The following is a 14,288-nucleotide window of genomic DNA, read 5'->3' on the forward strand; positions in this document are numbered from 1 at the left end:
GGGTCAGGCCGCGAGGGGAATGGGGGGATGCTGCTCCAGCACGTGCCGCAGGTAGCGGCCGGTGTGGCTGGCGGCGTGCTGGGCCACGGTCTCGGGGGTGCCGACGGCCACGATCTGGCCCCCCTTGTCACCACCTTCCGGCCCGAGGTCGATCAGCCAGTCGGCGCAGCGGATCACATCGAGGTTGTGCTCGATCACCAGGATCGAATTGCCCTTGTCCACCAGACGCTGCATCACGTCCATCAGCTTGTGGACGTCGTAGAAGCTCAGGCCAGTGGTGGGCTCGTCGATCAGGTAGAGGGTCTTGCCGGTGGCGCGGCGGGAGAGCTCGGTGGCCAGCTTCACCCGCTGGGCCTCACCGCCGGAGAGGGTGGGCGCGGGCTGGCCCAGCTTGATGTAGCCAAGACCCACATCCACCAGGGTGCTGAGGCGGTCGCCCGCCTGGGGGATGGCGGCGAACACCTCAGCGGCCTGCTCCACGGTCATCTCCAGCACGTCGGCGATGGTGTGGCCCCGGAAGGTCACCTGCAGGGTCTCGCGGTTGTAACGGGCCCCCTTGCAGACGTCGCACTGGACGTAGACGTCGGGGAGGAAGTTCATCTCGATCACGTTCACCCCCTGGCCGCTGCAGGCCTCGCAGCGGCCGCCCTTGACGTTGAAGCTGAACTGGCCCACCTGGTAGCCGCGGGCCTTGGCCTCCACCGTGGCGGCGAACACCTGGCGGATCGGATCGAAGGCGCCGGTGTAGGTGGCGGGGTTGGAGCGGGGGGTGCGGCCGATCGGCGACTGGTCGATGACGATCACCTTGTCGATCGCCTTGATGCCCCGCAGCTCCTCGAGCCCCGAAGGGAAGGGCACCTTCATGCCGAGGCGGTTCTCCAGGGCCGGGTGCAGCAACTCGTTCACCAGCGTGCTCTTGCCGCTGCCGCTCACCCCGGTGACGCACACCAGCCGGCCGAGGGGGATCTCCACGTCGATGCCCTGGAGGTTGTTGCGGGTGCAGTTGGCCAGGGTGAGCCGGCGGCTGCCGGCATCGCGGCGCTCGGCGGGGGTGGGGATGGAGCGGCGACCGCTCAGGTAGGCGCCGGTGAGGGAGGCCTCGGCGCTGAGCAGATCGTCGAGGGAGCCTTCGGCGACGATGTGGCCGCCATGGACGCCGGCGCCGGGGCCGATGTCGACGAGGTAATCGGCGGCGCGGATCGTGTCCTCGTCGTGCTCCACCACGATCAGGGTGTTGCCCAGGTCGCGCAGCTTGGTGAGGGTGGCCAGCAGGCGGTCGTTGTCGCGCTGGTGCAGGCCGATGCTGGGCTCATCGAGCACGTAGAGCACACCGGTGAGGCCGGCACCGATCTGGGTGGCCAGGCGGATCCGCTGGGCTTCTCCGCCTGAGAGGGTCATGGCGGGTCGATCCAGGCTCAGGTAATCGAGGCCGACGTCGAGCAGGAAGCGCAGGCGCATGCGGATCTCCCGCAGCACCAGATCGCCGATCTGGATCTGGCGGCTGCTGAGCAGGGGCTCGGCCCCTTCATGGGTGCCCACGCCCATCAGGGCCTCGATCCGCTCCAGGCTGTCGGCCACGCTCACGGAGGTGAGCTCGTGGATGGCGTAGGGGCCCACCCGCACCGCCAGGGCTTCCGGGCGCAGCCGCAGGCCGTGGCAGCTTTCGCAGGGCACCAGCTCCAGGTACTTCTCCAGTTTCTGGCGCACGGATTCGCCGCTGGCATCGCGCAGCTGACGCTCCAGGATCGGCAGAATCCCCTCGAAGGGACGTACGTAGCCCTCGCTCTTGCGGTAGCGGCTGTCGGCCTTGATGGCAATGGGCTCCTGGCTGCCGTGCAGCAGCACCGTGCGCTGCTCCTCGGTGAGCAGGTTCCAGGGGGTCTTGAGCTCGAAGCCGAAGGCCTCGCCGACGCTGAACAGCAGGGAGAAGTAGTAGCTGTTCTCCTTGTCGCTCCAGGGGGCGATGGCGGCGTACACCGGCAGGGAGGGATCGGGCACCACCCGCTCGACGGTGAACTTGCGCAGATGGCCGATGCCGTGGCAGTCGGGGCAGGCGCCGTAGGGGCTGTTGAAGGAGAACAGGCGGGGCGATAGCTCCTCCATCACGGCGCCGTGCACGGGGCAGGCGAAGTTCTCGGAATAGAGCCGCTCGCGCTCCACGCCCTCGGGCAGGGGTTCGTCGGCCTTGGGCACCACCTCCACCAGGGCCAGGCCCTCGCCGCGCTTCAGGGCGGTGCGCAGGGAATCGGTGAGGCGCTCATTGATGCCCTCACGGGCCACCAGCCGGTCGACCACCACCTCGATGTGGTGGGCATGGTTCTTGTCGAGCTCGATGTTGTCGGCCAGCTCGCGCACCTCGCCGTTGATCCGTACCCGGGCGAAGCCCTCCGCCACCAGGCCGGCCAGCAGCTTCACGTGGGTGCCCTTCTTGCCCCGCACCACGGGCGCCAGCAGCTGATACCTGGTGCCCTCCGGCAGGGTGAGGATCTGGTCCACCATCTCGTCGATGGACTGGGGCTTGATCGAGCGGTCGCACTGGGGGCAGTGGGGTTCGCCGGCGCGGCCGTAGAGAAGGCGCAGATAGTCCTGGATCTCCGTCACCGTGCCGACGGTGGAGCGGGGGTTGTGGCTGGTGGACTTCTGGTCGATCGAGATGGCGGGCGAGAGCCCCTCGATCGCATCGACATCCGGCTTGTCCACCTGGCCGAGGAACTGGCGGGCGTAGGCGGAGAGGCTCTCCACGTAGCGCCGCTGGCCCTCGGCGAAGATCGTGTCGAAGGCGAGGGAGCTCTTGCCGCTGCCGCTCACGCCGGTGAACACCACCATGCGGTTGCGCGGGATGGTGAGATCGACGTTGCGCAGGTTGTGCTGGCGGGCCCCGCGGACCCGGATCACGTCCTCAAGGCTGCCGCCGGTGAGGGTGCGCAGGGCCTTCTCAGGCGTTGGGACGGCGTCCTCCGGCAGCGTGCCGGAGGTGCCGTTGCCGGGAGCCGCGCTCTTGCTGGAGGATCCGACGCGGGCACGGGGCATGGGGGGCGGTCGGCAGCCGATGAGTCTACGGGGGATGGCCCTGGGACAGGCTCAGGCCAGGGCCGGCAGGGGGGCGGCGGCGGCGCAGAGCTCCAGGCTCACGTCCCAGAGGCGCCGGCACTGGTCGGCATCGAGGGCCGCCGGGGCGATGCGCACCTCCGTGGGCCAGCCCCGCAGGCCGCCCCACTGGTCGGGGCCGTAGTGGCCGCCCGGCTTGGCCTCGGGGGCGGTGGCGGCGAACAGCTGGGGCAGGGCCCCCATGGCGGCGCTCTGGAAGAGCGGATCCATCAGCCGGTAGGCGATGGGCTCGAAGCGGGAACCGGTGGCTTCGATCGAGGCGGGCTGGAGGTTGGTGCGGGCGAAGCCGGGGTGGGCCGCCAGGGACAGGACGGGGCTGCCCTGGTCGGCGAGGCGCCGCTGCAGCTCGAGGGCGAACATCACGTTGGCCAGCTTGCTCTGGCCATAGGCCCGCCAGCGGTCGTAACGGCGCTCGCCCTGGAGGTCGTCGAAGGCGATGCGGCCGAAGTACTGGGCCCCGGAGGTCACCGTGACCACCCGGGCACCGGGGCGGTCGCGCAGCAGGGGCAGCAGGGCGAGGGTGAGGGCGACGTGGCCGAGGTGGTTGGTGCCGAACTGGAGCTCGAACCCCTGGCGGGTGAGGCGGCGGGGCGGCGCCATGACGCCGGCATTGTTGATCAGCAGATCGAGGCGGCCGTAGCGCTCCGCGACGGTCGCGGCGGCGGCGGCCACGCTGGCCAGGTCGGCCAGATCCAGGGGCAGCAGGTCGAGGGCGCCGGTGGAGGAGGCGGCGGTGAGCAGCTCCTCGCGGGCCTGCTCCGCCTTGGCCAGGGAACGGCAGGCCAGCAGCACGGTGGCGCCGCGGGCCGCCAGGGCCCGGGCGGTTTCCAGACCCAGGCCACTGTTGGCGCCGGTGACCAGGGCGATCCGGCCGGACTGGTCAGGGATGTCGGCGACGGTCCAGCGCATGGCGGTCAGGGGGAGAACAAGGGCGGGAAAACGACGATCAGGAGGGGGGCCTTCACCCGGAGAGGTCCCGCTCAGGGAATCGTAACGGAATGTGACGGGTCCGGTCCCTCGCGGCGAAGCAGGAAGAAAAAGGGCATCTCCATGCCCTTGAGGTCCATCACCCCCAGCACGGTGTCGTCGTCCACCCGACGGAAGACATCGTTGATGGGGAGGTGGTCGTACTGCATCGTGGCGCTCTCCACACCGCGGTAGCGGGTCATCCGCAACCGGGCTCCGGAGCGACGGGTGCTGAACAGGGGCAGCAGCAGCTGGAACAGGCGACCGGCCAGCGGCGAGGTGGGGATCGGCACGCGCCCGCTCAGGCGCAGCCCCGGCCCCATGGCCCTCGGCTCCAGGCAGGTGCGGCCGCCACCGAGGGTGCGGAACACCAGCGGATGGACCTCCTCAGCGCTGTCGAAGCGCTTGCCATGCCAGTGGAAGGCCTCCAGGGCGCCGTCCAGCGGGTGTCCGGTGCGAACGCTCTCTCCCGTCCAGGCCCCGAGCATGAAGGCGATCTCCACCGGGGGGAGGGCATCGAAGCGGGCGAAGGCCTGCTCCGTGGTGGTGATGGCGGGGGGGATGAAGGAGCCAGTGGGCTTCGGGCCTGGAGCGTTTCCCATGGCAGGCACGGCACGATCCGAACGGGTGCGAATCGCAGGGTATCAATAATGAAGAACTGTGACGAGATAAAGGTAAAGATCAGGTTAAGAGAGTTAATGAATTTCAGATTCTGCTCACCTGTCCTCGCCATCGAGCCGTCGTCCGCGCCGTTGACAGGCGTGATCCAAGGCTCGCCATTCCGTGCCCTCGATGAAGTCGGCAACCGGCCCATCCAGGGGTGTACTCCGTGCCTACGGCGACCGATGCTGCCGCATGCGTTAAAACGAAGGGCCTTGAACGTGACGAAGGAGTGTCGCTATCGACTCTCGTCATCACCGCCCGAAAAGGTGCTGTTTGATCACCTCCCCAAGTGTGGAGGAACCACGGTCACGAGATACCTCACTGGGCACTATCCCGACCGTCTGATCTTCCGCAGCTGCAGCCTGATGCCACTTGAGTCTGTGGAGAGGTTCGGCAGGCAATCAGAGAATCTGCGCCAGTCCTATTCACTCATCACAGGACATCTTGTCCGCCATCTGATCGGCTTGGTGGATCCCGCCTGCCTGACCGTGACCTTGCTGAGGGACCCTATCGAGCGGATCACGTCCCACTATTTCTATGCAAGGAGCTCCCCCCAACACTACCTTCATGAACAGATTCATTCCCATCAGATGACACTCGAGGACTATGTTTCCTGTGATCTGAGCGAAGAACTGAGAAACTGGTATACCACCTATTTTACCGGCCTGAGCATCGATCAGGCCGAAGCGAATCCCGCCAGTTCTGTGGCCGCTGCCCTGGAGATTCTCAACACCAGCTATGATATGGTTGGCACTCTTGAGTCCTTCAGGGACTTCATCGAAAGCCTCAAAAAACGGGTCAGACTTTGGCATACCTATCGGGGCAGCATTCGAAATTCCACGCCCAACCGGCCGCGGACGTCCCAGCTGCCACCGGCGACCATTGAGGCCATCCAGACCACCAATCATCTTGATATCGCGCTCTATGCAGCGGTGAGGAATCGTATCGCTGCCGAAGCCAACTGCGCCGCCGCGCTGCCGCCGGACTGGGCGATGCACCGCGCCGGCGTGCCTCCTAGCCTGAATCCGCCAAGTGAACGCCGTTGCGATCGATGACCCCCCAAGAACGATCGACGGCAGGATATTCCCTGGAGGACGACATCTATTCGTCCTCTGATCTCTCGGTCACGCTGCCCAAGGCCCATTTCCCCAGCAGGGAACACAATCCCCGCGCCGTGTTCGCCGCGATCCGCGACGAGCTGATGCTGGATGGCAATTCCCGCCAGAACCTGGCCACCTTCTGCCAGACCTGGGTGGAGGACGAAGTCCATGCCCTGATGGATCTCTGCATCAACAAGAACATCGAGGACAAGGACGAATATCCCCAGACCGCCGAGATCGAAGCCCGCTGCGCCCGCATGGTGGCCGATCTCTGGCACGCCCCCGCGGTCGATGACGCCATCGGCTGCTCCACCACCGGCTCCAGCGAGGCCGCCATGCTCGGGGGCCTGGCGATGAAGCGCCGCTGGGAAGCCCAGCGCAAGCGTCAGGGACGACCCAGCGACAGACCCAACCTGGTGACCGGGCCGGTGCAGATCTGCTGGCACAAGTTCTGCCGCTACTGGGACATCGAGCACCGCGAGATCCCGATGGAGCCCGGCCGGCTGATCCTCAGCCCCGAGGCGGCGCTGCGCTACTGCGACGAGAACACCATCGGCGTGGTGCCCACCCTGGGGGTCACCTTCACCGGCCAGTACGAACCGGTGCAGGAGCTGGCGGCCGCCCTCGATGACCTGCAGGCCCGCACCGGCCTCGACATCCCCATCCATGTGGATGCCGCCAGCGGCGGCTTCCTGGCGCCCTTCTGCGCTCCCGACCTGGTCTGGGACTTCCGCCTGCCGCGGGTGCGCTCGATCAATGCCTCCGGCCACAAGTTCGGCCTGGCGCCGCTGGGGGTGGGCTGGGTGCTGTGGCGCCAGACCACCGACCTGCCCGAGGAGATGGTGTTCTGGGTGAACTACCTGGGCGGCAACATGCGTGATCTCACCCTCAACTTCTCCAGGCCCGGGGGCCAGGTGGTGTGTCAGTACTACAACTTCCTGCGCCTGGGCCGGGAGGGCTACCGCAAGGTGCATGCCGCCTGTTACGCCACGGCCCAGTACCTGGCGAGGGAGATCGGCAAGCTGGGGCCGTTCGAGATTCTTTTCGGCGGGGAGGATCAGGCGGGCATTCCCGCCCTCACCTGGAGGATCCGGGAGGGAAGCGACGTGACCTTCAACCTCTACGCCCTCGCCGACCGCCTGCGGGTGCGCGGCTGGCAGGTGCCGGCCTACAGCCTGCCGGCCCACTGCGAGGGGATCACCGTGCAGCGGATCCTGGTGCGCCATGGCGTCAGTCGCGATCTGGCCGATCTGCTGCTGGAGAACATCCGCCAGTCCCTCGATTTCTTCGCCAGCCACCCTGGCCACAGTGCCCTCAGCGAGGCGACGGCCTCGGGGTTCCACCACTGACCGGGGGCGCGCCCGCGCCCAGCAGGCTGGCGGCATAGCTGTGGGCCTCGCCGGAATCGCCGCCGGCCAGTTCCGCCAGCTCCGCCTGGCGCTCCTGAGTGTCCCGCAGGTGGGACACCCGCGTGTGAGTGAGCCCGGCCTCGACGCTCTTGCTGACCCGGAAGTGGTGCTGGGCGGCGGCGGCCACCAGGGGCTGGTGGGTGATGCAGAACACCTGGCGCCGCTCGGCCAGGCGCCGCAGCAGCTGGGCCATGGCGCCGCTGACACGGCCGCTCACGCCCGCATCGATCTCATCGAACAGCAGGGTGACGTGGGGGTCGGCCGCGGCCAGGCAGGTTTTCAGCGCCAGCAGGAAGCGGCTCATCTCGCCGCCGGAGGCCACCTCCACCAGGGGCGCCGGCGGCTGGCCCGGGTTGGCGGAGAACAGGAACTGCACCGCATCGGCCCCCTCCTCGCCGGGCTCGGCGGCAGTCAGGTCGACGGCGAAGCGCACGTTGGCCAGGCCCATGGGCCGCAGGGCCTCCATCAGCTGGTCCTCCAGGCGGCGGGCGGCGGCGGTGCGGCCCTGGGTGAGCGCGGCATTGGCCCGGTCGCGTCGCTGGCGGGCGGCGGCTTCGGCGGCCTCGAGGCCGGCCAGGGCGGCCTCGGCATGCGCGCCGGCCAGCTGCTCGCGCAGCTCGTCGCGCCGGGCGATCAGTTCGCTCAGGCTCTGGCCATGGCGACGCTCCAGGGCTTTGAGCTGGGCCATGCGCTCCTGCAGCAGGGCCAGGCTGTCGGGGTCGCTCTCCAGCAGGGAGCCGTAGCGGTCGAGGTCGCGGGCCAGATCCTGGAGCCCGGCGAGGGCCTCGGCGCAGGCCCCGTGCAGCGCCGCCACACCGGCATCGAGGCCGGCCATGGTCTGCAGCTCCTGGTCACAGGCCGCCAGGTGATCCAGCACCGACGGGGCCCCCTCGGCCCCCTCCACCAGCCGGCCGATCAGGGTCATCACCCCCTCCTGCAGGCGCACCCCGTGGGCGAGCCGGTCCTGCTCGCCCTGGAGCCGCTGGCGCTCGGCCGGATCCTCCAGGGCCGCAGCCTCCAGCTCCGCCAGCAGCTCCTCCTGCCGCTGGCGATCCCGGGCGAAGCGGTCGCGGTCAGCGCGGGCCCGCGCCAGGGCGTCGGCCTCCCCCTTCCAGTGCTGCCAGGCGGCGCGGCTGGCCTCCAGGGCCCCGGCCAGCTCCTCGCCGGCGAAGCGATCCAGCCAGCGGCGCTGCTGGCCGGGGCGGCCCAGCTGCTGGGTCTGGCCCTGCACGGTGAGATCAAGGAGCAGGGGGCGCAGCTCCAGCACCTGGCTGCGGCTGACCACCACCCCGTTGAGGCGGTGGCGGCTGGTGAGCCGGTCGTCCTGGAGGCGCCAGTCGCGGCTGAGCAGCAGTTCGTCGTCCTCGGCCTCGAGTTCCTGGCGTTCCAGCCAGTCGCGCACGGGGGGAGCCAGGCTGAAGCTGGCCTCGATGCGGCCCCGCTGGGCGTCGCGACGCAGCAGGCGAGCCCCCTGGCTGCCCTGGGCGCCGCCGAGCAGGGCATCCAGGGCATCGAGCAGGATCGACTTGCCGGCACCGGTCTCGCCGGTGAGCACGGTGAAGCCGGACGAAAACACCAGCTCCAGGCGCTCGATCAGGGCGATGTTCTCGAGGCGCAGACCCGTGAGCACCCAGGCCTCCGGCGAGCGATCGGTACGTGCCCCGACCGTAGCGGCTGTGACTTTCGTTTAGAAGGGGGTTCCGCCTGCCGGCGCCGCGGCGGTGCACCCCAGCCATGGTCTCCTCCCCCCCAGCCCCTCTCCCGACCCCCGAGCGGGTGGCCGCCGACGTCGAGATGGGGGATTTCCTGGAGGCGGCGGGCCTGCTCAGCTACGACCCGGCCGCCATCACCCGCATCTACGCCGGCCACCCGATGCGCCTGGCCCGGCGGGTCTGGCAGACCCTGGTGCCGATCGGCCTCTATCTGCTGGGGGTGGGCTTCGACTGGTTCACCGGCCAGCTGGCCAACCCCGGCCGGGCGCGGGAACGGGCCCGGGAGTGCGCCGAACTGCTGGTGGCCCTCGGCCCCGCCTTCATCAAGGCCGGCCAGGCCCTTTCCACCCGGCCGGACATCATTCCGCCGGTGCTGCTGGAAGAGCTGGCCCAGCTGCAGGATCAGCTGCCCGGCTTCGACAGCGCCCTGGCCATGGCCTGCATCGAGGAGGACCTCGGCGCACCGGTGGAGACGATCTTCGCCTCGCTGGAGAAGGAGCCGATCTCCGCCGCCTCCCTCGGCCAGGTGCACCGGGGCGTGCTGATGAGCGGCGAACGGGTGGCGGTGAAGGTGCAGCGGCCGGGCCTGCGGGAGCAGATCACCCTCGACCTCTACATCGTCCGAAACATCGCCGGCTGGCTGAACAAGAATGTGGGCCTGATCAAGAGCGATCTGGTCGGTCTGATCGATGAACTCGGCAAACGGGTCTTCGAGGAGATGGACTACATCAACGAGGCCACCAACGCCGAGACCTTCGCCCGGCTGCACAGCCACAACCCCCGCATCGCCGTCCCCGCCATCTACCGCCAGGCCACCAGCCGCCGGGTGCTGACGATGGAATGGATCGACGGCGTCAAACTCACCAACCTCGACGCGGTGCGCGCCCTGGGGGTCGACCCCGACCAGATGGTGGAGGTGGGGGTGAACTGCAGCCTGCAGCAGCTGCTGGAGCACGGCTTCTTCCACGCCGATCCCCACCCCGGCAACCTGCTGGCCCTGCCCGACGGACGCCTGGCCTACCTGGATTTCGGCATGATGAGCGAGGTGTCGCGGGAGGCACGCACCGGGCTGATCCAGGCGGTGGTGCACCTGGTGAACCGTAACTTCGGCGCCCTCTCCAAGGACTTCGTGCAGCTGGGCTTCCTGGGGGAAGCGGTGGACCTGGAGCCGATCGTGCCGGCCTTCGAGACGGTGTTCGGCCAGGCCCTGGAGATGGGCGTGAGCCGCATGGACTTCAAGGCGGTCACTGACGACCTCTCCGGGGTGATGTACCGCTTCCCCTTCCAGGTGCCGCCGTACTACGCGCTGATCATCCGCTCCCTGGTCACCCTGGAGGGCATCGCCCTGAGCGTCGACCCGGACTTCAAGATCCTCGGCGCCGCCTACCCCTACTTCGCCCGCCGGCTGATGGAGGATCCCGATCCCGAGCTGCGCCGCAGCCTGCGGGAGATGCTCTACGACGGCGACGAGTTCCGCTGGCAGCGGCTGGAGAGCCTGGTGGCCAGCGCCTCCCTCCAGGAGCAGCTGGACCTCGACGGCCTGCTCGACCAGGTGCTCGATTTCCTCTTCTCCCCCAACGGCGGCCTGCTGCGCCAGCAGCTCGTCGATGCGCTGGTGCAGCAGATGGATGCCCTGGCCTGGAACACCACCCTGCGGCTCGGCCGGCGGTTGCCGCCCCGCCTGCTGCCGCCGGGGCTGCGGGCCCTGCCCCCCAGCGCGGCCACCCCACCGCTGATGGACCTGGAGCCGATCCAGGAGCTGCTGGCCATCCTGCGCGACCTGCCCGGCTTCGAGCCGTCCCTGCTGCTGAAGCGCCTGCCGCGGGTGCTGGGGGAACCGGATCTGCGCCGCATGGGGCTGCAGGTGGCCAAGGGTCTGGCGGAGAGGGGCGTGGTGCACCTGCTGCGCGATGTACTGGTCACACCGGCGGTGCGCCAGGCGGCCGGTGTCGCTGGTGCCTGAGATCCGTAGAGTCAATCGGACCCGAGGGAGACAAGTGTGAACAAGCGGCGAAGGCTCGTGGCCGCTGTCCTGGGTCTGGGGCTGTGCTGCTCGACTCCCGCGGCCATGGCCACCGAGAACCTGGTGTTCACCAGCGGGGCCTTCCGGCGCTCGATCCCGGTGGCCGACCTGGAGCATCTGGCCACCACCGGGGAGGCCCGGGGCCTGCTGGCCGACGTGCTGCGGCTGGGCCGCCAGGACCCCAAGCAGGTCAGCAAGCTGCTGAATGAATCGGTGCGGCTGCCGATCGTGCTGATGAGCCGCCTGCTCAACACCCGCATCGGTGAAGCGATCCTGGCCCGCCTGGCACGGATCCTGTTTCCCCTTCGGGCCCCGGAAGCCGGTGTGCCCGCGCTGCGCGCCGCCATGGTGCTGGGCACCTACGAGGGCAAGGGGTCGTTGTCGGCCATCACCTTCCTGCGGGCCTACCCGACCCGGGAGCTGGAGGTGAGCATCCCGGCCCTGATGGCGCTGGCGTCCAAGGCCTCCTCGATCAGCGAACTGGTGCGCTTCTTCTCCGAGTCGCCGCTGGACGGGCTGCGGGGCAGCGACCCCCAGGCGGCTCCAGCGCCTGCTCCCGCACCCGCCTCGCCAGCCCCGAACGCCCCCGCCCCCTGAACGCCCCAGACCGGAGCCCTACATTGACGTCAGCCACGCCGCTGTCCCCCGTGCCCCTGCTACGAGCCCTGCGACGCCTGGGCCGGCAGCCCACCATGCAGGACTGGCCGGGGCTGATCGAGGCCTACCGCAGCTGGCTGCCCGTCAGTGACGCCACCCCGGTGGTGACCCTGCGCGAGGGGGCCACGCCCCTGATTCCGGCGCCGGTGATCGCCGAACGGGTGGGCCGGGGCGTGAAGGTGTTCCTCAAGTACGACGGCCTCAACCCCACCGGCTCCTTCAAGGACCGGGGCATGACGATGGCCATCAGCAAGGCCAAGGAAGCGGGCTCCGAAGCGGTGATCTGTGCCAGCACCGGCAACACCTCGGCGGCGGCGGCGGCCTACGCGCGCCGGGGCGGGATGCGGGCCTTCGTGCTGATCCCCGACGGCTACGTGGCCCAGGGGAAGCTGGCCCAGGCCCTGCTCTACGGCGCCGAGGTGCTGGCGGTGCAGGGCAACTTCGACCGGGCCCTGGCGATCGTGCGGGACGTGGCCGACCGCTATCCGGTCACCCTGGTGAACTCCCTCAACCCCTACCGGCTGCAGGGGCAGAAGACGGCCGCCTTCGAGGTGGTCGATGCCCTCGGCGAAGCCCCCGACTGGCTCTGCATCCCGGTGGGCAACGCCGGCAACATCAGCGCCTACTGGATGGGCTTCAAGGAGTACCGCCAGGCGGGCCACAGCACGGTGCTGCCACGGATGATGGGCTTCCAGGCCGCCGGTGCCGCACCGATGGTGCTGGGGCACACCGTGGAGCAGCCCGACACCATCGCCACGGCGATCCGCATCGGCAATCCGGTGAACAAGGAGAACGCCCTCAACGTGCGTAAGGAGAGCAACGGCGACTTCATGGCCGTCACCGACGCCGAGATCATCGACGCCTACAAGCTGCTGGGCCAGGGGGAGGGGATCTTCTGCGAGCCCGCCAGCGCCGCCTCGGTGGCGGGCCTGATCAAGCGGCGGGAGGAGGTGCCGGCCGGCGCCACGGTGGTGTGCGTGCTCACCGGCAACGGCCTCAAGGACCCGACGACGGCGATCGAGAACAACGACGCCACCTTCCACACCGGCATCGCCCCCGAGACCGAGACCGTCGCCAAGGTGATGGGCTTCTGATCGCCTGACGCCGCGCTCACAGGCGCTGACGCTGGGCCAACCGTCTGGGGAAATCCTGGGACATTCCCCACCGCCGACCGGGAGAGCGCAGGGAGAGAAAACCCCCGTGGGCGGGCCGCGGATTCCCCAGGACCGGGAATCGGTGGAAAACCCCTGGAAACGGCCCCGTTGCGGCGCCATTTCCCCAGCCGTCGAGCCCAGACAACCCAGTGGTGCCAAGGGAAGAAAGCCTGTTTACCCGTTTTCCCCCGCCCCTACGACGACGGGCTGTTTTTCTTCTTCTCAATCCTTGATTGATCCTCTGAACAGTCGGGAGACCACCCGTTGCGCTTTGGCGCGCCCTGTGAAACCGTGGGGCCTCACGAACGCCGTGCCGCCCTCGCCGGCCCCCGCCATGAAGCTGGTCTGCTCCCAGGCTGAACTCAGCGCCAGCCTCCAGCTGGTCAGCCGGGCGGTGGCGACCCGCCCCACCCATCCGGTGCTGGCCAACGTGCTGCTCACCGCCGATGCGGGCACCGGCCGCCTCAGCCTCACCGGCTTCGATCTCAGCCTCGGCATCCAGACGAGCCTGCCCGCCGCCGTCGAGACCAGCGGCGCCATCACCCTGCCGGCGAAGATGTTCGGTGAGATCGTGGCCCGCCTGGCCACCGACAGCCCCATCAGCCTCAGCTGCCCCGAGGGCGAGGAGCAGCTGGAGCTGACCAACCTCTCGGGCAGCTACAAGATGCGCGGCATGCCCGCCGACGACTACCCGGACCTGCCCCTGGCCCAGAGCGGCACGCCGATCCGTTTCCACGCCGAGGCCCTGGTGAAGGGCCTGCGGGCCACCCTGTTCGCCAGCAGCCCCGATGAGAACAAGCAGCTGCTGACCGGCGTGCACCTGCGCCTGGATGGCGAAGGCCTGGAGTGCGCCGCCACCGACGGCCACCGCCTGGCGGTGCAGCGCCTTTCCCACGCGGTGGAGGCCACCGACCAGCCCGCCGCCGATGGCGAGGATTTCGCCGTCACCGTGCCGGCCCGGTCCCTGCGGGAGCTGGAGCGGATCCTCTCGGGCCGCGGCTCCCAGGAGCCCCTGAGCCTGTTCTGCGAGCGCGGCCAGGTGGTGGTGCTCTCCGCCGACCAGGTGCTCACCAGCCGCAGCCTCGACGGCACCTACCCCAACTACCGCCAGCTGATCCCGGCCTCCTTCCAGCGCCGCATGGTGCTCGACCGCCGCGCCTTCATCGCCGCCCTCGAGCGGGTGGCGGTGCTGGCCGACCAGCACAACAACGTGGTCAAGATCAGCGCCGACCCGGCCGCCGGCACGGCGACGATCCGGGCCGACGCCCAGGACGTGGGCAGCGGCTCGGAATCGCTGGCGGCCACGATCGAGGGGGAGGCGATCGAGATCGCCTTCAACGTCCGCTACCTGCTCGATGGCCTCAAGGCCATGGGCTCCGACCAGGTGGTGCTGCAGTGCAATGCCGCCACCACGCCGGCCGTGCTGGCGCCGGTGGGGGCCGATGAGGCGTTCACCTATCTGGTGATGCCCGTCCAGATCCGCACCAGCTGAGCCC

10 protein-coding genes are annotated in these 14,288 nt (G+C 69.3%); 6 read left to right on the forward strand and 4 right to left on the reverse strand.

Features of this window, described 5'->3' with window-relative positions; genetic code table 11:
* Positions 1–3 precede the first annotated feature (3 nt).
* The 3 genes from uvrA to VB738_RS02535 form a co-directional block, all read right to left on the reverse strand.
* Positions 4–3,030 (reverse strand): excinuclease ABC subunit UvrA, encoded by a 3,027-nt coding sequence (gene uvrA / locus VB738_RS02525; protein ID WP_323304243.1) that lies wholly within the window; start codon positions 3,028–3,030, stop codon positions 4–6.
* A 51-nt stretch (positions 3,031–3,081) separates the two neighbouring features.
* Complete coding sequence (locus tag VB738_RS02530; RefSeq protein WP_323304244.1) at positions 3,082–4,017, reverse strand: oxidoreductase; 936 nt, start codon at positions 4,015–4,017, stop codon at positions 3,082–3,084.
* 71 nt (positions 4,018–4,088) lie between these two features.
* Positions 4,089–4,676: a DUF4334 domain-containing protein gene (locus VB738_RS02535; protein WP_323304245.1), complete on the reverse strand. Its 588-nt coding sequence runs from the start codon at positions 4,674–4,676 to the stop codon at positions 4,089–4,091.
* 48 nt (positions 4,677–4,724) lie between these two features.
* Here VB738_RS02535 and VB738_RS02540 point away from each other — a divergent pair, with 48 nt between their 5' ends.
* Both VB738_RS02540 and VB738_RS02545 read left to right on the forward strand, forming a co-directional pair.
* Entirely contained in the window at positions 4,725–5,792 is a 1,068-nt protein-coding gene (locus tag VB738_RS02540; protein ID WP_323304246.1) for a sulfotransferase family 2 domain-containing protein, read from the forward strand.
* Positions 5,789–7,186 carry a glutamate decarboxylase gene (locus VB738_RS02545; RefSeq protein ID WP_323304247.1) on the forward strand — a complete coding sequence of 466 codons (1,398 nt, stop codon included), beginning with the start codon at positions 5,789–5,791 and terminating at the stop codon, positions 7,184–7,186. The genes VB738_RS02540 and VB738_RS02545 overlap by 4 nt, the downstream gene beginning before the upstream one ends.
* On the opposite strand, the gene recN is transcribed toward VB738_RS02545, so the two are convergent.
* Positions 7,152–8,876, reverse strand: a complete 1,725-nt coding sequence (gene recN / locus VB738_RS02550; protein ID WP_323304248.1) for a DNA repair protein RecN — start codon at positions 8,874–8,876, stop codon at positions 7,152–7,154. The two genes, VB738_RS02545 and recN, sit on opposite strands and share 35 nt — an antisense overlap.
* Positions 8,877–8,980: 104 nt before the next feature.
* Here recN and VB738_RS02555 point away from each other — a divergent pair, with 104 nt between their 5' ends.
* The 4 genes from VB738_RS02555 to dnaN all read left to right on the forward strand — a co-directional run bounded on the left by VB738_RS02555 (position 8,981) and on the right by dnaN (position 14,284).
* A complete protein-coding gene (locus VB738_RS02555; protein WP_323304249.1) occupies positions 8,981–10,921 on the forward strand; it encodes an AarF/ABC1/UbiB kinase family protein in 1,941 nt (646 codons plus the stop codon).
* A 36-nt stretch (positions 10,922–10,957) separates the two neighbouring features.
* Positions 10,958–11,578 carry an alpha/beta hydrolase gene (locus VB738_RS02560; RefSeq protein ID WP_323304250.1) on the forward strand — a complete coding sequence of 207 codons (621 nt, stop codon included), beginning with the start codon at positions 10,958–10,960 and terminating at the stop codon, positions 11,576–11,578.
* Between the two features lie 95 nt (positions 11,579–11,673).
* Positions 11,674–12,732, forward strand: a complete 1,059-nt coding sequence (gene thrC, locus VB738_RS02565) for a threonine synthase (RefSeq protein WP_323304395.1) — start codon at positions 11,674–11,676, stop codon at positions 12,730–12,732.
* A 394-nt stretch (positions 12,733–13,126) separates the two neighbouring features.
* A complete protein-coding gene (dnaN, locus tag VB738_RS02570; protein ID WP_323304396.1) occupies positions 13,127–14,284 on the forward strand; it encodes a DNA polymerase III subunit beta in 1,158 nt (385 codons plus the stop codon).
* Positions 14,285–14,288: the final 4 nt, after the last annotated feature.

The organism is Cyanobium gracile UHCC 0139, assembly GCF_034931325.1.
Taxonomy (GTDB): domain Bacteria; phylum Cyanobacteriota; class Cyanobacteriia; order PCC-6307; family Cyanobiaceae; genus Cyanobium; species Cyanobium gracile_B.